This window comes from Streptomyces sp. NPDC045695, assembly GCF_056432025.1.
The window spans coordinates 1-20,934 of sequence record NZ_JBWKJU010000023.1; the positions used below are offsets into that span (position 1 = coordinate 1).

A 20,934-nucleotide genomic window follows, 5' to 3' on the forward strand; every position below is an offset into this window, starting at 1 on the left:
TGTGGGAGAGTAGGACGCCGCCGAACAATCATTGCGGAAGCCCCGCACCAGCCCTTACGGGTTCGGTGCGGGGCTTTTCTGCGTTTACGGGCCGGGCCGGCGTGATATTCCCTCCGGTTCGGGGTCGGGCCGGGCTGGGTCGGGGTGACGACCCGGCGAGGGCGTGGCTCGGGGTGCTCAAAGGCGGCCGGCGGCCTTGAGGGCGAGGTAGGCGTCGGCCAGGGCTGGGGCCAGGGTGTCCGGGGTCGCGTCGACCACGTGGACGCCGTGGCGGGTGAGCTGCTCGGCCGTGCGGCGGCGCTGGGCCTGGGACTGGGTGCCGGCCGCGGCTTCGTAGACCGCGTCCACACTGCCCCGCGACTTTGTCATGTCCGCGACGTGCGGGTCGGCGACGGAGGCGAGCAGGACCGTGTGGCGCTGGGTCAGGCGCGGCAGGACGGGGAGCAGGCCCTCTTCGATGGGAGAGGCGTCCAGGCTCGTCAGGAGGACCACCAGGGACCGCCGTGGGGCGCTGCGCAGGATGGTGGACACCAGGGTGCGGGCGTCCGTCTCGACCAGTTCCGGTTCGAGGGGGGCCATCGCGTTCACGAAAGAGGGCAGGACGTCGGCGGCCGCGCGGGCCAGGACCTGGGCGCGGGGGCGGCGGTCGTGGGCCAGGAGGTCCACGCGGTCGCCGGCGCGGGTGGCCAGCGCGGCGAGGAGGAGGGCCGCGTCCATCGCGGAGTCCAGGCGGGGGGCGTCGCCGACGCGTCCCGCCGAGGTGCGGCCCGTGTCCAGGCAGATCAGGATGTGCCGGTCGCGTTCGGGGCGCCACGTACGGACCGCCACCTTGTGCTGGCGGGCGGTGGCGCGCCAGTCGATCGAGCGGGTGTCGTCGCCGGGGACGTAGTCGCGCAGGCTGTCGAACTCGGTGCCCTCGCCGCGGGTCAGGACGCTCGTACGGCCGTCCAGTTCGCGCAGGCGGGCCAGGCGCGAGGGAAGGTGCTTGCGGCTCGTGAAGGGCGGCAGGACACGGACCGTCCAGGGGACGGTGTGGGCGCCCTGGCGGGCCAGCAGGCCGAGCGGGCCGTACGAGCGGATGGTGACGCGGTCGGCCGTGCGGTCGCCGCGGCGGGTCGGGAGCAGGCGCGTGGTGAGGCGGCGGCGCTCGCCCGCGGGGATCCGCACCTCGTGGCGGGACGCGGCCGCTTCCGTACCGGGGAGCCAGCTGCTCGGGGGCCAGGCGTCGCGGACGCGGGCCCGCAGCATGCGGCTGCCGGGGTTGGTGACGGTGAGGTGGACGTCCGCGGGCTCGCCGAGGCGGACCGAGGTGGCTCCCGAGCGGGTGAGGCCGAGGGAGCCGACCGGGGCCGCCAGGGCGTAGTCGACCGCGCAGGCCAGTGCGAGCGGGCCGTTGACCGCGAGCATCCCCGTCCAGCTCGGCTCCAGGATGCCGACGGGGATGCTGCCGAGGGCCGCGAGCAGCGCGGCGCGTCCGGTGAGGGCCATCAGCGCGGGACGGGGACGTGGGTGAGGATCGCCGCGATGACCGCGTCCGGGGTGACGCCTTCCATTTCGGCTTCCGGGCGCAGCTGGACGCGGTGGCGCAGGGTGGGCAGGGCCAGGGCCTTGACGTCGTCGGGGGTGACGTAGTCGCGGCCGGTCAGCCAGGCCCAGGCGCGGGAGGTGGCCAGCAGGGCGGTGGCGCCGCGGGGCGAGACGCCGAGGGTGAGCGAGGGCGATTCGCGGGTGGCGCGGCAGATGTCGACGACGTACCCGGCGATCTCGGGGGAGACGGAGACCTTGGCGACGGCCTCGCGGGCGGCTTCGAGCTGGGCCGGGCCGGCCACCGGGCGGATGCCCGCGGCGTGCAGGTCGCGCGGGTTGAACCCGGCGGCGTGGCGGGTCAGGACCCCGATCTCGTCCTCGCGGGACGGGAGCGGGACGGTCAGCTTGAGCAGGAAGCGGTCCAGCTGGGCTTCCGGCAGGGGGTACGTGCCCTCGTACTCGACCGGGTTCATGGTGGCGGCGACCAGGAAGGGCTCCGGGAGCGCGCGCGGGGTGCCGTCGACCGTGACCTGGCGCTCCTCCATGGCTTCGAGGAGGGAGGACTGGGTCTTGGGCGGGGTCCGGTTGATCTCGTCCGCGAGGAGGAGGTTGGTGAAGACCGGGCCGTTCTGGAAGGAGAACTCGGCGGTGCGGGCGTCGTAGACCAGCGAACCCGTGACGTCGCTCGGCATCAGGTCCGGGGTGAACTGGACGCGCTTGGTGTCGAGTTCGAGGGAGGCGGCCAGGGCCCGTACGAGGAGGGTCTTGGCGACGCCGGGGACGCCTTCGAGGAGTACGTGGCCGCGGCACAGGAGCGCGACCACGAGACCGGTGACGGCGGAGTCCTGACCGACCACGGCCTTGCCGATCTCGGTGCGGAGCGCTTCGAGGGAAGCGCGGGCGCTGTCCGCGGTCACAGCCGTGGACTCGGTGGCCGGGTACGTCATGACGTACGGACCTCTCTTTCGAGGGCGTCGAGGTGGTCGGCGAGCGCGACGAGTGCCGCGTCGTCGGAAGGGGTGGGGCCGAAGAGCAGGGTCGTCAGGTCCCCGGACCCGTCCGTGAGTCGGGCGGATACCGCCGAGACGAGCGCGGCGGGGTCATGGGCCTGGGTGTGCGGTACGCCGACCAGTGCGGCCAGGCGTTCGCGGGTGGCGGCGCGCAGCACGGTGGCGGCGCGGTCGCGGGCGCCGGCCTTGCGGTAGAGGCGGGCGCGGCCCTCGGTGGCCTCGGAGGCGCGGATGGCGACGGGGAGCCTCTCGGTGACGAGGGGGCCCAGCCGGCGGGCGCGCCAGAGGGCGGCGAGGGCGGCGGCGACGAAGAGCTGGAGCAGGGCCCAGGACCAGCCGGCCGGGATGAGGTCGAAGAGGCTCTTCTCCTCGGAGGGGCCGGTGTCGGGATCGGAGTCCGCGGGGGACGGCAGGTACCAGACGAGGTTCGGGCGGGAGCCGAGGAGTTGGAGGGCGAGGGAGGCGTTGCCCTGCTCGGCGAGGCTCTCGTTGAGGAGGATCGTCTCGGAGCCGAGGAGGACGGTGTCGCCGCCGGTTCCCGCCGGGAGGAGCAGGAGGGTGGGGTGGCCGCCGCTGGGGTAGCAGGCGGTGACCGGGGTCCCTGCGGGGGGCTTGGCGGTTCCTGCCGGGGTCCCTGCCGGGGTGGTGGTGTAGCGGAGGCCGCCGCCGGTGGATGCGCGGCCGGCGGAGGTGGCGGCGGGCAGGGTGCAGGCCGGGTCGAGGTCGTCGCTCGCGGCGTCGCCCTTCGTACGGATGCCGGGGGCCAGGTCGGGGAGGCTGTGGCCGCTGGGGCCGAGGAGGACGGTGCGACCGCCGGAGAGGTCGATGGCCGAGCGGATGGCGCTGCGCTGGGGTGTGCCGAGGCGGTCGGGCTCGGTGACGAGGAGGGTGGTGCGGGGGCCGGCCGCGTCGGCGGCCTCGCGCGCGGTGGTGACGACGCGGGTGGTGACGCCGCGGGCCTTGAGGAGCTCGGCGACGGCGCGGCTGCCGGAGGGGTCGGCGGAGCGGGGGTCCAGGTGGCCGTGGCGGGTGCCGGAGTCGAGGGCGGCGAGGAGGATCGCGCCTGCGGCGAGGACGGCGAGGGTGGTGAGGGCGCGGCGGATGCGGCGCGTGCGGGTCGCTGCGCGGGCGGGGGCGGTGCTGCTCTGCGGGGCCGTTGCGTTTGCGTGGGCGGCGGGTGCGGTGTCCTGCGGGGCCGGGGCCGGGGCCGGGGCGGGGGTGGGGCCGGTGCCGGCGGGGCCGGGCGCGCGCCGGGGCGTCTCCTCGGGCGCCGAACGTGGCGAGGGGTCGGGGGGTGCGGCGGTGGTGTGTTCGACGCCCTGCGGGGAGCGCCCCGGCGCACACCCGGCCCCGCCGTCACCGGCCGGGCTGGGACCGGCCGAGATGGGGTCGGCCGGCACACACCCGGCCCCGCCGTCACCGGCCCGGGTGGCACCGGCCGAGGTGGGGTCGTCCGGCGCATGCCCGGTCTCGCCGGCATCGGCCGGGGGCGAGCCGGGGGAGGGTGCGGTTGGGGTGGGTTCGGCGGCCTGCGGGGAGCGCCCCGGCACACGCCCGGCCTCGGCGTCACCGGCCCGGGTGGGACCCGGGGCATGGCCGGCATCGGCCGGGGGCGAGTCGGGGGAGGGGGCGGTGGGGGTGGGTTCGGCGCCCTGGGGGGTGGGGTCCTGGGGGCGGGTCATGGGGTGGGTCCCGTCAGGAGGGGCTTCGTGCGGTCCAGGGTGAGGTCGAGGGTGCGGAGGCGGGCGTAGGTGGTGGCGTCGGCCGGGCGGCCGCCGTAGGTGACGTCGTCGAAGGCACGGGCGGCGGCGCGGAGGTCTGCGGCGTGGTCCGGGAGGGATACGGCGGCTTCCGCGGCGGCCTCGTCGGCGGTGCGGCCCGGGCGCGGGTCGAGGAGGGTGCGCTCCTCCAGGGAGCGGACGACGGCGCGCATGCGTTCCTGGACGGCTTCGGTCCAGCGTCCTGCGGCGGCGTGGGCGTCGGCGGCGGCGCGGTGGTCGGCGGCGCTGCGGATGCCTTGGTCGAAGAGGGCGGCGGTGGTGAGGGCGGTGCGGCGGGGGGCGCCGAGGCGCCACCAGAGGGCGGCGACGGCCAGGACGACGAGGAGGACGATGACGACGAGACCGACGGTACCTCCGGGGGTCGCCCCGGAGGCCGCGCCGAACGCGTCGTCGAGCCAGTCGAAGAAGGCGCGCAGGGCGCGGTTGATCAGGCTCGGGTCGTTCTCGTGGTAGATCGGCTTGGACAGTTCGCCCTCGGCCGCCTCCCGGGCGGGTTCGCGCGGTGTCGTGACCGGTGGTGTCTCCGCGCCCGGCAGCAGCGCCGTGGCGCGGGTGATGAGGCCCCCCGTACTCATCATCGGTGTGTCAGCCTCCGGTCGTGCCGTAGTTGTCGAGGCCGGCTGCCCGGGCGAGCTCCAGGTCGAGGCCCTCGCGGCGGATGCGCTGGTCGACGTAGAGGAGGACGGTGACGCCGGCCTGCATCGGCATGACGATGGTCTGGGCGATGATCAGACCGATGGCGCTGGTGATCAGTACGCCCCAGGAGGTCGCGCCCGTGCCGTTCAGGATGCCGTCGAAGCCGCCTCCGAAGGCCAGCGCGCCGCCCATCTGGAACGGGAAGACGATCACCCCGGCGACGAATCCGGTGATCAGGGCGGTCAGGACCGTGATGCCGAAGATGCGCCACCAGGCGCCCTTGACCAGCTTCGAGGAGCGGGCGAAGGCCGTGATGACGGTGCTCTTCTCCAGCATCAGGGCGGGCGAGGCCAGGCTGAACTTGATCCCCAGCCAGGCGATGAGCGGCAGCCAGACGAGGAGGCCGAGGACGGCCAGGGGGATGTTCTCGGCGAGGAGTCCGGGAGCGATCAGGACCGCGCCGAGCAGGAGGGCGCCGACGGCCGTCAGCAGGGTCACCCCGATGAGGCGCAGCAGCTGCGGCCGGGCGTCGCGCCAGGCGTCGGAGACCGAGGAGTCCCGGCCCAGCACCGCGCGACTGAAGATCATCGTGAGCATCGCGGTGACCACGATGGTCCCCAGGAGCTGGATGAACTGGACCACCACGGACACCGACAGGGTGGCGCCGATGTCGTTGAGCATCTCGTCGACGGTGGCGTCCTCGGGCGAACTGAGGGCGAGGTCGCTCAGCATGTACTTCTGCACGAGCACGCTGATCAGCTGGACGACCGTGGCGACGACCAGGGTGATCGGCAGGACCGAGCGCCAGTGGGAGCGCATGGTGGCGACCGCGCCGTCGAGGATCTCGCCGAGATCCATGGGGCGCAGCGGGATGACGCCGGGCTTGGCGGCGGGGGGCTTGCCCCACGGGGCGGGCCCGCCCGGGTAGCCGTACGGGGTGCCGGGCTGCTGGCCCCAGCCGGTGCCCGGCTGGGGCTGGGGCTGCGTCCGCGGGGGCTCGGGGGTCGCGGAGCCCGGGCTGGACCACTGGCCGGGCGGCGGCTGCTCGGCGGACCACTTCGGTCCGCCGGCGGGCGCGGAGGACTGCGGGGCGCCGCCGTCGGTTCCCGGCCGCTCGCCGTCGGACGGAGAGGATCCGGGCGTAGCCCAGCCCGGAGAGTCGTTCATCGTCGCTCCTTCACGTGCGCCTGCTGCGGCGGGGGCGCTGGTCGCTGCCATCGTGCCACGTGGGGTCCACGGATGGACCAGCCGTCCCCCTGGATGCCCGGCAGGCCGTACCTTCAATTGTCACCCGGATCCGGGGGAGACTGGTCGAGCTGATCACCACGCAGGTTCGAGGGGCGATTTCCAGCCCTTTTGGCTGTGGGACAGCTCACCGCCAGGTAACGATTAGCTAATGGGATGATGTCAACCATGAAGGGACGCGTCCTTGTCGTCGACGACGACACCGCGCTGGCCGAGATGCTCGGCATTGTGCTGCGGGGAGAAGGTTTTGAGCCGTCGTTCGTAGCGGACGGCGACAAGGCACTTGCTGCCTTCCGGGAGGCGAAGCCGGACCTCGTGCTGCTCGACCTCATGCTGCCCGGACGGGACGGCATAGAGGTGTGCAGGCTGATCCGCGCGGAGTCCGGCGTACCGATCGTGATGCTCACCGCCAAGAGCGACACGGTCGACGTCGTCGTGGGCCTGGAGTCCGGGGCCGACGACTACATCGTCAAGCCGTTCAAGCCGAAGGAGCTGGTGGCCCGCATCCGGGCCCGTCTGCGCCGGTCGGAGGAGCCCGCCCCCGAGCAGCTGACCATCGGTGACCTCGTCATCGACGTGGCCGGGCACTCGGTCAAGCGGGACGGCGCCTCCATCGCCCTCACGCCGCTCGAGTTCGACCTGCTGGTCGCCCTCGCGCGCAAGCCCTGGCAGGTGTTCACCCGCGAGGTGCTGCTGGAGCAGGTCTGGGGCTACCGGCACGCGGCGGACACCCGCCTGGTCAACGTGCACGTACAGCGCCTGCGCTCCAAGGTCGAGAAGGACCCGGAGCGCCCCGAGATCGTCGTGACGGTGCGCGGTGTCGGCTACAAGGCCGGACCCAGCTGACGTGCAGTCCGGCACGTCCGGCGGGGGCCGGCGCGGTTCCCGCTGGGGGAACCCGCGGGTCGCCCGGCTGCTCCAGGAGGGAGCACCCGGCGGCGCCGTGCTGCGGCTGTGCGTGCGTCTCGTACGCCGGCCGCTGCTTCCGGCTGTCCGGCTGTGGCGGCGCAACATCCAGCTGCGGGTGGTGGCCGCCACCCTGCTGATATCGCTGTCCGTGGTGCTCGCCCTGGGCTTCGTCGTCATCGCGCAGGTCAGCAAGGGCCTCCTCGACGCCAAGGAGGAGGCCGCGGAGAGCCAGGCCGCGGGCGGTTTCGCGGTCGCGCAGGAGAAGGCCAACACGCCGGCGACGGTGGACGGGCCCGACGCCAGCGACAACAAGGTCGGCCGGGACGCCAGTACCTGGATGAACTCCCTGATCAAGCAGCTCGCCAGTGGCGGCCAGAGTGCCTTCGAGGTGGTCGCGCTCGGCGCGGGGAGCGGTGAGCAGGCGGCGACCGGCACGCAGGGCGTCAAGGGCGCCCGCGCCTCCGGCAACGTGGACCCGACCGCGAGCGTCCCGCTGGCGCTGCGCCGGGCGGTCGACCATGCCACCGGGGCCTTCAAGACCTTCTCGCAGATCCGGTACACGAGCGGCGCCGAGCAGAAGGAACCCGAGTCGGCGCTGGTCGTGGGCAAGCGGCTCACCGACATCAACGGGGACCCGTACGACCTGTACTACCTCTTCCCGCTGACCCAGGAGGAGGAGTCCCTCAACCTGGTCAAGGTCACCATCGCCACGGCCGGCGTGTTCGTGGTCGTGCTGCTCGGCGCCATCGCCTGGCTCGTGGTGCGCCAGGTCGTCACTCCGGTCCGGATGGCAGCCGGGATCGCCGAGCGGCTCTCGGCCGGGCGGCTCCAGGAGCGGATGAAGGTCACCGGCGAGGACGACATCGCCCGGTTGGGCGAGGCCTTCAACAAGATGGCGCAGAACCTCCAGCTCAAGATCCAGCAGCTGGAGGACCTGTCCCGGTTGCAGCGCCGGTTCGTCTCGGACGTCTCGCACGAGCTGCGGACCCCCCTCACGACGGTCCGGATGGCCGCCGACGTCATCCACGACGCCCGGGTCGACTTCGACCCCGTCACCGCCCGCTCCGCCGAACTCCTGGCCGGGCAGCTCGACCGGTTCGAGTCGCTGCTCGCCGACCTGCTGGAGATCAGCCGGTTCGACGCCGGCGCTGCCGCCCTGGAGGCGGAGCCGGTGGACCTGCGCGACGTCGTACGCCGGGTCATCGAGGGCGCCGAGCCGCTCGCCGAGCACAAGGGAACCCGGATCCGGGTCCTCGGCGACACCCAGCCCGTGATCGCCGAGGCCGACGCGCGCCGCGTCGAGCGGGTGCTGCGCAACCTCGTCGTCAACGCCGTGGAGCACGGCGAGGGCCGCGACGTCGTGGTGCGGCTCGCCTCCGCGGGCGGGGCCGTCGCCGTGGCCGTACGGGACTACGGGGTCGGGCTCAAGCCCGGCGAGGCCACGCGCGTCTTCAACCGCTTCTGGCGGGCCGACCCGGCGCGGGCGCGCACCACGGGCGGGACGGGCCTGGGCCTGTCCATCGCCGTGGAGGACGCCCGGCTGCACGGCGGCTGGCTCCAGGCCTGGGGCGAGCCGGGCGGCGGCTCGCAGTTCCGCCTGACCCTGCCGCGCACCGCCGACGAGCCGCTGAGGGGCTCGCCCATCCCGCTGGAGCCCGAGGACTCCCGGGCCAACCGGGCCAGGGCCGCCGCCGAGGCCGCGGGCAGCGCGAAGGACCGTACGGCCCCCGACGCCGGGGACCGCTCGCCGATACCGCCGCGCTCGCCGGTCGCCGGAGCGCTGCCCGTGCCCGCCGATCCGACCGCCCTGCCGGGGAACGGGGCCCGGGTCGTGGCCCGGCCGGCCGAGCAGGCACAACAGGAGGACCGAAGCGATGCCGATGGACGCTGAGCCCGCGAGCCGGCGGGCGGGGGGCGCGCGGTCGCCACGCGCGCGGGCACGGGGCCGGCGGCTGCGCACCGTACGGGCGTACGCGTTCGGGGCGGCCGGGCTGCTGCTGGCCGGCTGCGCCTCCATGCCCGACCACGGCGAGATCCGCCCGCTGGGGGCCTCGCAGGGCGTCGACTCCCAGGTCCGGGTCTTCGGCGTACCGCCCGCCGACAAGGCCAGCGCGGCCGAGATCGTCGACGGCTTCCTGGAGGCGATGACCAGCGACGACCCGCAGCTGGAGACGGCCCGCAAATACCTCACCGAGGAGGCGGCGAAGAGCTGGAAGCCCGGCTCCGCCGTCACCGTCCTGTCGGCCGGCCTGGACCGGGCCCAGGTCCGCGGCGAGAAGGACCCCGAGCGGCCCCGCTGGAAGGTGACCGGCAAGAAGCTCGCGACCGTGGACGAGCGCAGCGCCTACCAGCCCGAGACCAGCGGCGGGCAGTACGAGGAGTACCTCCAGCTCGTCCAGAACGAAGAGAAGCAGTGGCGGATCTCGACCCCGCCCACCGGTCTCGTGCTCAGCGAGTCGGACTTCCAGCGCATCTACATGCCGGTCAACAAGTACTACTTCGCGGGCGGCACGCTCGTCGCCGATCCCGTCTACGTGCGCCAGCGCACCGACCCGGACTCGCGGATGGACCCGACCACGCAGACCGTGCAGTCGCTGCTGGCCGGACCGTCGAGGTGGCTCGGCCCGGTCGTGGAGTCCAGCTTCCCCACCGGCACGGAACTGCGCGAGGGCACCAAGTCCCTTTCGTACGACGGACAGAACACGCTGCGCGTGCCGCTCAACGAGAAGGCCGACAACGTCGCGCAGCCGCAGTGCAAGAAGATGGCGACCCAACTGCTCTACACGGTCAAAGACCTGACGGGTTCCCGGCTCGACCAGGTCGAACTGCTGCGTTCCGACGGCAAGTCGTCCTCGCTGTGCTCGGTGACCGAGGTGAGCGCGGCCGCGATCGCGGGCCGCCCCAAGATCCCCGACTACCAGTACTTCGTCAACGACGAGAAGCGACTCGTCCGGATGAAGCTGGACACCAGCAGCCAGGACCAGCAGAGCCGGCCCGAGCTGGTGCCGGGGCCGCTCGCCGCAAACGCCTCCTTCAAGGTCAGCTCGGCGGCCGTGACCTACGACGAGCGGCGCGCGGCCGTGGTCTCCGAGGACGGGCACTCCCTGTACGTCCTGCCGCTGGTGGGCGGCGGGGCCGTGCCCCCGCCGGTGTACGTGGGCAAGGGCGGCAAGACGGACACCCTGACCCCGCCCAGCTGGGACGCCGCGGGCGACCTGTGGATCGCGGACCGCGATCCGCAGCGCCTCGGGCTGTGGCGGGTGCCGGCCGGGGCCGGCACGGCCGAGAAGGTGCAGGTGGCCGGGCTGGACGGCGGGCGGATCACCTCGCTGAAGGCCTCTCCCGACGGGGTGCGGATCGCGCTGCTCGTGGAGCGGGGCAGCCGTACGAACCTGTACGTGGGCCGGATCGAACGGCCCGACGGCAAGGGGGACTCCTCCGCGGTGTCGGTGCGCGAGCTGCGCCCGGCGGCCCCGCAGATGGCGGAGGTGACGGCGATGAGCTGGGCGCCGCGCGGGCGGCTGCTCGTGGTGGGCCGGGAGAGCGGCGGGGTCCAGCAGGCCCGCTACATGCTGGCGGACGGCTCGATGGTCGCGGCGAGCCTGCCGGGGGCGGCGGGGCTGAGCGCGGTGGCGGTCGCGGCCTCGGAGGACGAGGCGAAGCCGAAGCCGGTGGTCGCGTACTCGAAGGAGGACGGGATCGTGTGGCTGCCGCCGGGGGCGCAGTGGCGCACGGTGGCCGCGGGCGGCCAGGCTCCGGTGTACCCGGGCTGACCTGGCTGCGGGGCGCGGGCCCGGCCCGGCCGGTCCGGTCCGGGGTGCGCGCGTCGTCCACAGGGGTGGCGGGGCGCGGTCCGGCCCGTCAGGGTGGAGCCATGCGGGGGTGGTGGCGGGAGCTCGCCGGGCTGGTCCTGCCGGTGGACTGCGCCGGCTGCGGCGCGCTACGGGTGCTGCTCTGCGGGGGCTGCCGGGCTGCGCTGAGCGGGGCCGGTGCGGGACCGGTGCGGCCGTATCCGTGCCCGGAGGGGCTGCCGGTGGTGACGGCCGCCGCCGTCTACGAAGGGGCCGTACGGGCCCTTCTGCTGGCGCACAAGGAGCGCGGGGCACTGCCCCTGGCCGGGGCACTGGGCGGGGCCCTGGCGGCGGCTGTGGTGGCGGGAGGGGTGCTTGGGGCGCGCGGTGTGCCTGCTGTGCCCGCTGAGCCCGGTGCGCCCGCTGGGGCGCGGTCGGGGCGGGCGGACGTGATCCTGGTGCCCGTTCCCTCGGCGCCGCGGCAGGTGCGGGCGCGCGGGCACGATCCCGCGCGCAGGATCGCGCTGGCCGCCGCGGGGCGGCTGCGCCGGGCCGGTGTTCCCGCGCGCGTGGCGCCCGTACTGCGGCTGCGGCGGGCGGTGGCGGACCAGGCGGGGCTCGGGGCCCGGCAGCGCCGGGAGAACCTCGCGGGGGCGCTGGTGGTGCGCGGGGACGGGGCGCGCCTGACCGCCGGAGCGCGGATCGTGCTCGTGGACGACGTGATCACCACCGGGGCGACGCTGGCGGAAGCCGCCCGGGCGGTGCGCGCCGCGGGCCTGGCCAGGGGCTCGGACGGGCGCTCGGGCGGGGTGCTGCGGGCGGCCGTGGTGGCCGCTCCCGCGGACTCCTTCGGGGCCGCCAACTCCGTTCGGCCGAAAAACCAGTGAATAGATTTGGAACTGGGAGGGAAGGCCCATCGTTGCAGGTTGTGAGAGGGAACAGTCGACAGACCGGAAGTATGTTCCGGTAGCGGGTGCCGACAACCGCCATAGAGGGATATGTTCGGTTGTAAGGAACTCAGGAGGCCGTCTCTCGACTCCGAAATCGGTGGGGTTGCGATCTTGCCGATGGGGGAGGAGGAGGTGAAGTCGCCAAGTCCGAGGCTCCGGCTTTCACCGGAGTCTGGTGCGAAAGGGAGACGCTTCGCCCCGTCGGGCGGAGCTATCCGGGAACGGAGTTCTGCGTGGACATCGTCGTCAAGGGCCGCAAGACCGAAGTGCCCGAGCGGTTCCGCAAGCACGTGGCTGAGAAGCTGAATCCGGAGCGGATCCAGAAGCTCGACGCCAAGGTGATCAGCTTGGACGTCGAGGTGTCCAAGGAGCACAACCCGCGTCAGGCCGACCGTTCCGACCGCGTGGAGATCACCCTGCATTCGCGGGGCCCGGTGATCCGGGCCGAGGCCGCCGCCGCCGACCCGTACGCGGCGCTGGACCTGGCTCAGGACAAGCTGGAGGCCCGGCTGCGCAAGCAGCACGACAAGCGCTACACCCGCCGTGGCAGCGGCCGGCTCTCAGCGGCCGAGGTCGCCGACGTCGTGCCGGGCGTCGCGTCGCTGAACGGCAGCGGCCAGCCGGTCACCGAGGAGAAGGCGAACGGGGTCCCGATCACTCGGATCGGATCCCTTGAGGTACAGGGCGAAGGCCCCCTCATCGTTCGCGAGAAGACCCACTCGGCCGCCCCCATGTCGCTCGACCAGGCGCTGTACGAGATGGAACTGGTCGGCCACGACTTCTACCTGTTCGTCGACTCCGAGACGAAGTTGCCCAGTGTCGTCTACCGACGCCACGCCTATGACTACGGAGTCATCCACGTGAACCCGGACGGTGCCTCCAGCTCGGAGGAGCCGCGAGGCGGCGCCGGGGGTGCGCTCGGCGGCTGAGCAACCCGTTTCGCTGCCCCTGCGGGGTGCGCTCAGGCGCCTCCGCAGGGGCACCTGTATGGACGGGTATGCGCCAGCCGGGTCACTCGCTTCCCCCCCGCGCCCCGGTGCGGGCATGGAATCATGGCGGGCAGTCAACCGGTGGCGGTGCGTGACCGGTTGGCCCAGCAGCTCAGCACATGCAGGGGGAGGAACGATGGCGGACAGCTTCGGGCCGGCGCGCGGGGAGGACGGCGCGGGCTGCCGTCCGGCGGACCGTGAGGCGCAGGCCGCCGGGTCGCCGGCCGGGGAGCCCATCCGGGTGCTCGTGGTCGACGACCACGCGCTCTTCCGCCGCGGACTGGAGATCGTCCTCGCACAGGAGGAGGACATCCAGGTCGTCGGCGAGGCGGGGGACGGCGCGGAGGCCGTGGACAAGGCGGCCGACCTGCTGCCGGACATCGTGCTGATGGACGTACGGATGCCCCGGCGCGGAGGGATCGAGGCGTGCACCTCGATCAAGGAGGTGGCCCCCTCCGCGAAGATCATCATGCTGACGATCAGCGACGAGGAGGCGGACCTCTACGACGCGATCAAGGCGGGCGCGACCGGGTACCTGCTGAAGGAGATCTCGACGGACGAGGTGGCCACGGCGATCCGGGCGGTGGCGGACGGCCAGTCGCAGATCAGCCCGTCGATGGCGTCGAAGCTGCTCACCGAGTTCAAGTCGATGATCCAACGGACCGACGAGCGGCGGCTGGTGCCGGCGCCGAGGCTGACGGACCGGGAGCTGGAAGTCCTGAAGCTGGTGGCCACGGGCATGAACAACCGTGACATCGCCAAGGAGTTGTTCATCTCCGAGAACACCGTGAAGAACCACGTCCGCAACATCCTGGAGAAGCTGCAGCTGCACTCCAGGATGGAGGCCGTGGTCTACGCGATGCGGGAGAAGATCCTCGAAATCCGCTGACGCGTCACAGCGCGGCGAGTTCCGCCGTGACGGCCGCCGCCTCAGCGCCGGTGGCGGCGCGCTCCACGCGGACCGCGTCGCAGCCCACCCACTCCGCGGCCTCCCGCAGGGCCTGCGCCATCGGTCCGGCGGCCTTCGGGGAGGTCAGCGAGAGCTGCCGGGCGACCAGGGTGCGGCCCTCGCGGGCCGGGTCGACCCGGCCCTGGAGCAGGCCGCCCGCCAGCAGCGGCATGGCGAAGTACCCGTGTATCCGCTTGGGCTTGGGGACGTACGCCTCCAGGCGGTGCGTGAAGCCGAAGATCCGCTCCGTGCGCGGGCGGTCCCACACCAGGGAGTCGAAGGGCGAGAGCAGCGTGGTGCGGTGGCGGCCCCTGGGAGGCGTCGCGAGCGCCGACGGGTCGGCCCAGGCGGGCTTCGACCAGCCCTCCACCTCGACCGGGACCAGCCCGGAGTCCGCGATCACCGCGTCGAACTGGTCCCCCTTGAGGCGGTGGTAGTCCGCGATGTCGGCGCGGGTGCCGACGCCCAGGGAGCGGCCGGCCAGGGCGACCAGGCGGCGCAGGCACTCGTGGTCGTCCAGGTCGTCATGGAGCAGCGCGTCGGGCACCGCCCGCTCGGGGAGGTCGTAGACCCGCTTCCAGCCGCGGCGCTCGCTGCACACCACCTCGCCGGTGTCGAGGAGCCACTCGACCGCGATCTTGGTCTCGGACCACTCGAACCACTCCCCGCCGTTCTTGGCGCCGCCCAGCTCGGTGGAGGTCAGCGGCCCGTCGGCCTTCAGCCGGTCCAGGACCGCCTGCGTCGAGCGCTCCTTGTCCTGGAGGATGTGCCAGCGGTGGCCGCGCGCCCGGCGGGCCCGGCGGCGGAAGGCGAAATGCGGCCATTCCTCGATGGGGAGGATGCAGGCCGCGTGCGACCAGTACTCGAAGGCGTGACGGTCGGACCAGTACGCCTTCTCCACGGTGTCGCGGCCCACCGCGCCCAGCCGCGCGTACGGGATCAGCTCGTGCGAGCGGGCCAGGACCGAGATGGTGTCCAGCTGCACGGCGCCGAGGTGGCGCAGCACCCCGCGCACGCCGCCGCGGCGGTCGGGCGCTCCGAGGAAGCCCTGCGCGCGCAGGGCGATCCGGCGGGCCTCGTCGGCGGACAGCGAGAGCGAAGTCATGCTGCGCAGCCTAGGCGGCGCCACTGACAGCGGGCAGGTACGGGAGCCGGGCGGGCAGTCCGAGGTCGCAGGGGAGCAGGGAGCCGACCCAGCAGTCCCGGGAGGTGCCGCGCTGCTCGATGCCGGCCCTCAGGAGCCCCTCGATCCGGAAGCCGGCCTTCTCGGCCACGGCGCGCGAGCCCGCGTTGCCCACCTGGGCGCGCCACTCCAGCCGTACGACGCCCAGCTCGGTGAAGGCCCAGCGGGCGACGGCCCGCACGGCCTCGGTCATGTAGCCCTGCCCGCGGTGTTCCTTCACCGCCCAGTAGCCGATCTCGTAGCCGTCCGCGCCGTGGACGTGCACGCCGATCGCCGCGACGAGCGGGCCCTCGGCCCCCAGCCGTACGGCGAAGGGGTGGGCCGTGCCCTCGCGCCAGCCGTTCGGCACGATCTCGTTCACGAAGGAGTGCGCGTGTTCGCGCTCGTACGGGGAGGGGACCAGGGTCCAGCGCTGGATGTCGGGGTCCTGGGCGGCCGCGTAGACCTCGTCCTCGTCGGACGGGAGGAAGGGGCGCAGTACGAGGCGGTCGGTGCTGAGTGTGGTGGGCTCCATGAACGGATTCTGCTGTCGCGGAGGCCTTCGGGGCGAACACTTTTCGGGAATCTGCCCGGGGATGCGGCACCTTCGGCGTCCCCCGTACGTTCTCAATCCGGGCAGCCGTGCCCCCAGCGGAACGGCGGACCTCCCGACGCGGGCACGTCCTCGCTTACGATGGCCGTTGCGGTGGGTCCCACCTGCCGTGCCCGTGTACGTACAGTGCTCAGGCCCGACCGGCAAGGAGACAAACCTCGGTGTCCGTCTTCAACAAGCTCATGCGTGCAGGCGAAGGCAAGATCCTGCGCAAACTGCACCGCATCGCGGACCAGGTCAACTCCATCGAAGAGGACTTCGTCAACCTCTCCGACGCCGAGTTGCGTGCGCTCACTGACGAGTACAAGCAGCGCTACCAGGACGGCGAGAGCCTGGACGACCTGATGCCCGAGGCGTTCGCGACCGTCCGCGAGGCCGCCAAGCGCGTCCTGGGCCAGCGTCACTACGACGTCCAGATCATGGGTGGCGCGGCGCTGCACCTCGGCTACGTGGCCGAGATGAAGACCGGTGAGGGCAAGACCCTCGTCGGCACGCTGCCCGCCTACCTGAACGCGCTGTCCGGCAAGGGCGTCCACCTGATCACGGTGAACGACTACCTCGCCGAGCGCGACTCCGAGCTGATGGGCCGGGTGCACAAGTTCCTCGGCCTGGAGGTCGGCTGCATCCTGGCGAACATGTCGCCGGCGCAGCGCCGCGAGCAGTACAACTGCGACATCACCTACGGCACGAACAACGAGTTCGGCTTCGACTACCTGCGCGACAACATGGCGTGGTCCCAGGACGAGCTCGTCCAGCGCGGCCACAACTTCGCCGTGGTCGACGAGGTCGACTCGATCCTCGTCGACGAGGCCCGCACCCCGCTGATCATCTCCGGCCCGGCCGACCAGGCCACGAAGTGGTACGGCGACTTCGCGAAGCTGGTGACCCGCCTGACCAAGGGCGAGGCCGGCCAGCCGCTGAAGGGCATCGAGGAGACCGGCGACTACGAGGTCGACGAGAAGAAGCGCACCGTCGCCATCCACGAGAGCGGCGTCGCCAAGGTCGAGGACTGGCTCGGCATCGAGAACCTCTACGAGTCGGTGAACACCCCGCTCGTCGGCTACCTCAACAACGCGATCAAGGCCAAGGAGCTCTTCAAGGTCGACAAGGACTACGTCGTCATCGACGGCGAAGTCATGATCGTCGACGAGCACACCGGACGTATCCTCGCCGGCCGCCGCTACAACGAGGGCATGCACCAGGCGATCGAGGCGAAGGAAGGGGTGGACATCAAGGACGAGAACCAGACCCTCGCCACGATCACCCTCCAGAACTTCTTCCGCCTGTACTCGAAGCTGTCGGGCATGACCGGTACGGCCATGACCGAGGCCGCCGAGTTCCACCAGATCTACAAGCTCGGTGTCGTCCCGATCCCGACCAACCGCGACATGGTCCGCAAGGACCAGCCGGACCTGATCTACCGCACCGAGGTCGCGAAGTTCGCCGCCGTCGTCGACGACATCGCGGAGAAGCACGAGAAGGGCCAGCCGATCCTCGTCGGTACGACGTCGGTCGAGAAGTCCGAGTACCTCTCGCAGCAGCTCTCCAAGCGCGGCATCCCGCACGAGGTGCTGAACGCGAAGCAGCACGACCGCGAAGCGCAGATCGTCGCCCAGGCCGGCCGCCGCGGCGCCGTCACCGTCGCCACGAACATGGCCGGCCGCGGTACCGACATCAAGCTCGGCGGCAACCCGGACGACCTCGCCGAGGCGGAGCTGCGCCAGCGCGGTCTGGACCCGGAGGAGCACATCGAGGAGTGGGCGCACGCCCTTCCCGAGGCGCTCGAGCGGGCCGAGGCGGCCGTCAAGGCCGAGTTCGAAGAGGTCAAGGAGCTCGGCGGGCTGTACGTGCTGGGCACCGAGCGCCACGAGTCGCGCCGTATCGACAACCAGCTGCGCGGCCGCTCCGGCCGACAGGGCGACCCGGGCGAGTCCCGCTTCTACCTGTCGCTGGGCGACGACCTGATGCGCCTGTTCAAGGCACAGATGGTGGAGCGGGTCATGGCGATGGCCAACGTGCCGGACGACGTGCCGATCGAGAACAAGATGGTGACGCGCGCGATCGCGTCGGCCCAGTCGCAGGTCGAGACCCAGAACTTCGAGACCCGCAAGAACGTCCTGAAGTACGACGAGGTCCTCAACAACCAGCGTGAGGTCATCTACCGCGAGCGCCGCCGCGTCCTGGAGGGCGAGGACCTGCAGGAGCAGGTGCGCCACATGATGGACGACACCATCGACGCGTACATCGCGGCCGAGACGGTCGAGGGCTTCGCCGAGGAGTGGGACCTGGAGCGGCTGTGGAGCGCCTTCCGGCAGCTCTACCCGGTGAAGGTCACCATCGAGGAGCTGGAGGAGGCCGCGGGCGACCGGGCGGGCATCACGGCCGAGTTCATCGCGGAGGCCGTCAAGGACGACATCCACGAGCAGTACGCGGAGCGCGAGAAGGCGCTCGGCTCCGACATCATGCGTGAGCTGGAGCGGCGCGTGGTCCTGTCGGTGCTCGACCGCAAGTGGCGTGAGCACCTGTACGAGATGGACTACCTCCAGGAGGGCATCGGCCTGCGGGCGATGGCCCAGAAGGACCCGCTGGTCGAGTACCAGCGCGAGGGCTTCGACATGTTCAACGCCATGCAGGACGGCATCAAGGAGGAGTCCGTCGGCTACCTGTTCAACCTGGAGGTCCAGGTCGAGCAGCAGGTCGAGGAGCTTCCGGTGCAGGCCGCGGCGCCGTCCCTGACCAAGGAGTCGGCCGTGGCCACCGCCACGCGTCCGGAGATCCGGGCGAAGGGGCTGGACGCTCCGCAGCGGCCGGACCGCCTGCACTTCTCGGCGCCGACGGTGGACGGGGAGGGCGGGGTCATCGAGGGTGACTTCGAGTCCGAGGGCGCCGGTGCGGACGGCGACGGCATGACGCGGGCGGAGCGCCGCAAGGCGCAGAAGGCTGCCGGTGGGCGCCGCCGCAAGAAGTAGGCCCCGCTGGGGTTGATCGACCATCGGCCGGGGCCGGACACCGTACGCGGGGTCCGGCCCCGGCCGCGTGGTGCGTGGGGGCGGGTGCGGCGCCGTCGCCGGGGGCCCTGCCCCCGGACCCCCGCGCCTCGAACTCCGACGGGGCTGGGTGGTGCGGCGGGGCTGGGTGGTGCCGGGCCACAAGATCGGGGCTCCGCCCCGGAACCCGCGCCTCAAACGCCGGCGAGGCTGAAAAGTCATGGGCGGGGGCCCTGGATCTCTACCGCCGCGCAGCGCCAGCGCAGGTCCGGGCCCTGTTCCAGGCGGAAGGCCATCGCCGTCACGCGGTCGCCCGTGGCGATGCGGGCGAAGGCCTCGATGACTCCCGGGCCGGGGGTGAAGCGGCCGCACTGGCGGATGACCGGGCGGAGCCGGTGGCCTAGGGGGTCCTCGGGGGCCAGGGTGACCAGCTGCTGGTAGGCGGGGCCCACGGTGTGGCCGAGGAGCGAGTGGACCGGGCGCCGGCCGCTGACCACCGCCAGGAGGCGTTCGGCGAACCAGTGGTGCGGGCCGAGCCGCAGGGCGCGCGGGGGTCCCGCGGGCCGCCTCGGGTCGCGCCGCCCGGCGGGGCGGGTGCGCGGCCGGTCCGTGGGCCGGCGACGGCTCCCGTCGTTGCCGATCGTGCCGCGCGTCGTGGTGTCCATCGCGATCTGCCCCCGAACTGGCCGGGCCCGGCGGGTACCGGGCGGTAACTTGATGGGGATCTTCTACGGCCGCCGCACACGCTCCGCAACCGCGCCCGCGCCCCGCCCGGCCGCCGTCTCGGTTCACCTATCCGAGTGCCCGCCGCCCCGCCCGCGGCCCCGGCCGGTCCGCCGTCGCGTACCCGGGTGGACGCCTGGGCGCCGCCGCCCCGCACCCCGATCGGGTACGCCGAGCGTCACCCGGCCGGCCCCGTGCGGGTCGTATCCTGGGGGCGTTTCCGACTACCGAAAGCAGCCGGCCATGCGCGTGTACGTCCCCCTGACCCTCCCCGGGCTCGCCGAGGTGCACAAGGCGGGTGAGCTGGGCCCCGCCCCGCTGCGTGCGTACGGCGTGACGCCCGGGCTGCGCGAGTGGTACGTGTCGGACGACATCGAGGAGCTGGAGTACGCGGCCCTGAGCCGGGCCGCCCTCGCCTCCCTGCGGCTGCTCGCCGCGGACGCGAGCGCGCCGCGCCGGCGCGTCGTCGTCGCCCTCGACGTCGACGACAAGGCCGTCACCGCCACCCCCGGGATCGACGAGGACACCCTCGGCCAGGTGAGCCTGGGCGCGGCCGTCCGCCTCGCCGTGGCCGCCGCCGTGCACGTGGACGCCGATGACGCCGAGGAGGACGTCGCCGCCGCCGCGGGGGCCCTCGACGCGGCCGACGGCGGGGACGCGGACGCGCAGTTCGTCGTCGACGGAGCCGATGACCACGAGCTGCTGTGGTTCGGCGTGCAGGAGATTCCGGGGTTGCTGAAGTGACGGAGAGAGGGACGGAAGCGATCGCGGTGACCGTGGTGGCCGCAGTGACGGAAGTGGCCGTCGTCGCGAGCCCGCCGCACATCGTCTGGGACTGGAACGGCACGCTGCTCCACGACATCGACGCCGTCATCGCCGCGACCAACGCCTCCTTCGCCGAGCTCGGCTTCGCGCCGATCACCCTGGAGACCTACCGCGACATGTACGTCGTCCCGGTGCCGAAGTTCTACGAGCGCCTGATGGGACGCCTGCCCACCGAGGACGAGTGGCTGGTCATGGACGAGACCTTCCACCGGCACTACTGGGCCGCCGCCGAGGACGCCGGGCTCGCCGAAGGCGCCCGCCAGCTGCTGCACGACTGGCAGGCGGACGGGCTCACCCAGTCCCTGCTGTCCCTCGCGCCCCACGACAAGCTCGTGCCGCTCGTACGGGCCCACGGCATCGACCGGCACTTCCTGCGCGTCGACGGGCGGGTCGGCCCCTCCCACACCTCCAAGGCGGGGCACCTCGTACGTCACCTGGCCGCCCTGGACCGGACGGGGGTGACGGCAGAGCGTACGGTCCTCATCGGAGACGCCGTCGACGACGCCCTCGCCGCCGCCCACGTCGGGGCCCGGGCCGTCCTCTACACCGGTGGTTCGCACAGCCGTAGCAGTCTCGAATCGGCCGGGGTGCCGGTCGTGGACACCCTGGCCGAGGCCGTACGGACAGCTCGCGAGCTGTCCGAATAGCTACTGGACAGACCTCCTGCACGCCAGGCCGGTCACGTCGCTGGCCAGAGTGTCAAAGTTCCACCCCAAGATTTGTACGGATGCGGTGAATGACGACTTGGGGGTAGGTCGAGATAGCCTTGTACCCGTGATCAGCGCGATAGTCATCGGGGGCACTGGAGCCTCCGGCCTGCGCCCGGCGCGCGAGCGT

Annotated in this window: 17 protein-coding genes; 9 read left to right on the forward strand and 8 right to left on the reverse strand. The window is 72.8% G+C overall.

Annotated features, from left to right (window positions below):
* Positions 1-177 precede the first annotated feature (177 nt).
* From AC07DU_RS28955 to AC07DU_RS28975, 5 genes are read right to left on the reverse strand one after another with little or no spacing between them, the layout of a single operon-like run.
* A complete protein-coding gene (locus AC07DU_RS28955) occupies positions 178-1,488 on the reverse strand; it encodes a DUF58 domain-containing protein (RefSeq protein ID WP_479114638.1) in 1,311 nt (436 codons plus the stop codon).
* A complete protein-coding gene (locus tag AC07DU_RS28960) occupies positions 1,488-2,474 on the reverse strand; it encodes an AAA family ATPase (RefSeq protein ID WP_360905244.1) in 987 nt (328 codons plus the stop codon). The genes AC07DU_RS28955 and AC07DU_RS28960 overlap by 1 nt, the downstream gene beginning before the upstream one ends.
* Positions 2,471-4,219, reverse strand: a complete 1,749-nt coding sequence (locus tag AC07DU_RS28965) for a DUF4350 domain-containing protein (RefSeq protein ID WP_479114640.1) — start codon at positions 4,217-4,219, stop codon at positions 2,471-2,473. The genes AC07DU_RS28960 and AC07DU_RS28965 overlap by 4 nt, the downstream gene beginning before the upstream one ends.
* Positions 4,216-4,896, reverse strand: coding sequence for a DUF4129 domain-containing protein (locus AC07DU_RS28970; protein ID WP_479114642.1), 681 nt, complete (start codon positions 4,894-4,896; stop codon positions 4,216-4,218). The genes AC07DU_RS28965 and AC07DU_RS28970 overlap by 4 nt, the downstream gene beginning before the upstream one ends.
* 7 nt (positions 4,897-4,903) lie before the next feature.
* On the reverse strand, positions 4,904-6,121 hold the full coding sequence (locus tag AC07DU_RS28975) for a glycerophosphoryl diester phosphodiesterase membrane domain-containing protein (protein WP_360903201.1): 1,218 nt from the start codon (positions 6,119-6,121) through the stop codon (positions 4,904-4,906).
* A 234-nt stretch (positions 6,122-6,355) separates the two neighbouring features.
* Here AC07DU_RS28975 and mtrA point away from each other — a divergent pair, with 234 nt between their 5' ends.
* The 6 genes from mtrA to AC07DU_RS29005 all read left to right on the forward strand — a co-directional run bounded on the left by mtrA (position 6,356) and on the right by AC07DU_RS29005 (position 13,727).
* On the forward strand, positions 6,356-7,045 hold the full coding sequence (gene mtrA / locus AC07DU_RS28980; RefSeq protein WP_360903204.1) for a two-component system response regulator MtrA: 690 nt from the start codon (positions 6,356-6,358) through the stop codon (positions 7,043-7,045).
* A 1-nt stretch (position 7,046) separates the two neighbouring features.
* Positions 7,047-8,999, forward strand: a complete 1,953-nt coding sequence (mtrB, locus tag AC07DU_RS28985; protein WP_479114644.1) for an MtrAB system histidine kinase MtrB — start codon at positions 7,047-7,049, stop codon at positions 8,997-8,999.
* The gene (locus tag AC07DU_RS28990) at positions 8,983-10,881 is read left to right on the forward strand and encodes an LpqB family beta-propeller domain-containing protein (protein WP_360903210.1); all 1,899 of its coding nucleotides are present in this window, start codon (positions 8,983-8,985) and stop codon (positions 10,879-10,881) included. Before mtrB ends, AC07DU_RS28990 begins: the two co-directional genes overlap by 17 nt.
* A 101-nt stretch (positions 10,882-10,982) precedes the next feature.
* Positions 10,983-11,786: a ComF family protein gene (locus AC07DU_RS28995; RefSeq protein WP_479114646.1), complete on the forward strand. Its 804-nt coding sequence runs from the start codon at positions 10,983-10,985 to the stop codon at positions 11,784-11,786.
* 296 nt (positions 11,787-12,082) lie between these two features.
* Complete coding sequence (gene hpf, locus AC07DU_RS29000; RefSeq protein ID WP_360903215.1) at positions 12,083-12,778, forward strand: ribosome hibernation-promoting factor, HPF/YfiA family; 696 nt, start codon at positions 12,083-12,085, stop codon at positions 12,776-12,778.
* Positions 12,779-12,974: 196 nt separating this feature from the next.
* The gene (locus AC07DU_RS29005) at positions 12,975-13,727 is read left to right on the forward strand and encodes a response regulator (RefSeq protein WP_479114648.1); all 753 of its coding nucleotides are present in this window, start codon (positions 12,975-12,977) and stop codon (positions 13,725-13,727) included.
* A gap of 4 nt (positions 13,728-13,731) precedes the next feature.
* On the opposite strand, the gene AC07DU_RS29010 is transcribed toward AC07DU_RS29005, so the two are convergent.
* Together AC07DU_RS29010 and AC07DU_RS29015 are read right to left on the reverse strand one after the other, a co-directional pair.
* Positions 13,732-14,892, reverse strand: coding sequence for a winged helix-turn-helix domain-containing protein (locus AC07DU_RS29010; protein ID WP_360903221.1), 1,161 nt, complete (start codon positions 14,890-14,892; stop codon positions 13,732-13,734).
* A 10-nt stretch (positions 14,893-14,902) separates the two neighbouring features.
* Positions 14,903-15,484, reverse strand: a complete 582-nt coding sequence (locus tag AC07DU_RS29015) for a GNAT family N-acetyltransferase (protein ID WP_479114651.1) — start codon at positions 15,482-15,484, stop codon at positions 14,903-14,905.
* 239 nt (positions 15,485-15,723) lie between these two features.
* Here AC07DU_RS29015 and secA point away from each other — a divergent pair, with 239 nt between their 5' ends.
* Positions 15,724-18,531, forward strand: a complete 2,808-nt coding sequence (gene secA, locus AC07DU_RS29020; protein ID WP_479035853.1) for a preprotein translocase subunit SecA — start codon at positions 15,724-15,726, stop codon at positions 18,529-18,531.
* A 236-nt stretch (positions 18,532-18,767) separates the two neighbouring features.
* Here secA and AC07DU_RS29025 read toward each other — a convergent pair whose 3' ends face one another.
* Entirely contained in the window at positions 18,768-19,214 is a 447-nt protein-coding gene (locus tag AC07DU_RS29025) for an Rv3235 family protein (protein ID WP_453374850.1), read from the reverse strand.
* Between the two features lie 301 nt (positions 19,215-19,515).
* Here AC07DU_RS29025 and AC07DU_RS29030 point away from each other — a divergent pair, with 301 nt between their 5' ends.
* Together AC07DU_RS29030 and AC07DU_RS29035 are read left to right on the forward strand one after the other, a co-directional pair.
* Positions 19,516-20,016, forward strand: coding sequence for a DUF6912 family protein (locus tag AC07DU_RS29030; protein WP_360903233.1), 501 nt, complete (start codon positions 19,516-19,518; stop codon positions 20,014-20,016).
* A gap of 53 nt (positions 20,017-20,069) precedes the next feature.
* On the forward strand, positions 20,070-20,744 hold the full coding sequence (locus AC07DU_RS29035) for an HAD family hydrolase (RefSeq protein WP_479114725.1): 675 nt from the start codon (positions 20,070-20,072) through the stop codon (positions 20,742-20,744).
* Positions 20,745-20,934 lie beyond the last annotated feature (190 nt).

What these genes read in the sequence shown, in the direction of transcription:
- AC07DU_RS29030 (WP_360903233.1), top strand. Translation starts at nt 19,516, where the DNA reads ATGCGCGTGTACGTCCCCCTGACCCTCCCCGGGCTCGCCGAGGTGCAC.
- AC07DU_RS29015 (WP_479114651.1), bottom strand. Translation starts at nt 15,484, where the DNA reads ATGGAGCCCACCACACTCAGCACCGACCGCCTCGTACTGCGCCCCTTC.
- AC07DU_RS28955 (WP_479114638.1), bottom strand. Translation starts at nt 1,488, where the DNA reads ATGGCCCTCACCGGACGCGCCGCGCTGCTCGCGGCCCTCGGCAGCATC.
- AC07DU_RS28960 (WP_360905244.1), bottom strand. Translation starts at nt 2,474, where the DNA reads ATGACGTACCCGGCCACCGAGTCCACGGCTGTGACCGCGGACAGCGCC.
- AC07DU_RS28995 (WP_479114646.1), top strand. Translation starts at nt 10,983, where the DNA reads ATGCGGGGGTGGTGGCGGGAGCTCGCCGGGCTGGTCCTGCCGGTGGAC.
- AC07DU_RS29010 (WP_360903221.1), bottom strand. Translation starts at nt 14,892, where the DNA reads ATGACTTCGCTCTCGCTGTCCGCCGACGAGGCCCGCCGGATCGCCCTG.
- AC07DU_RS29005 (WP_479114648.1), top strand. Translation starts at nt 12,975, where the DNA reads ATGGCGGACAGCTTCGGGCCGGCGCGCGGGGAGGACGGCGCGGGCTGC.
- AC07DU_RS29025 (WP_453374850.1), bottom strand. Translation starts at nt 19,214, where the DNA reads ATGGACACCACGACGCGCGGCACGATCGGCAACGACGGGAGCCGTCGC.
- AC07DU_RS28990 (WP_360903210.1), top strand. Translation starts at nt 8,983, where the DNA reads ATGCCGATGGACGCTGAGCCCGCGAGCCGGCGGGCGGGGGGCGCGCGG.
- AC07DU_RS28965 (WP_479114640.1), bottom strand. Translation starts at nt 4,219, where the DNA reads ATGACCCGCCCCCAGGACCCCACCCCCCAGGGCGCCGAACCCACCCCC.
- mtrA (WP_360903204.1), top strand. Translation starts at nt 6,356, where the DNA reads ATGATGTCAACCATGAAGGGACGCGTCCTTGTCGTCGACGACGACACC.
- AC07DU_RS28975 (WP_360903201.1), bottom strand. Translation starts at nt 6,121, where the DNA reads ATGAACGACTCTCCGGGCTGGGCTACGCCCGGATCCTCTCCGTCCGAC.
- AC07DU_RS28970 (WP_479114642.1), bottom strand. Translation starts at nt 4,896, where the DNA reads ATGATGAGTACGGGGGGCCTCATCACCCGCGCCACGGCGCTGCTGCCG.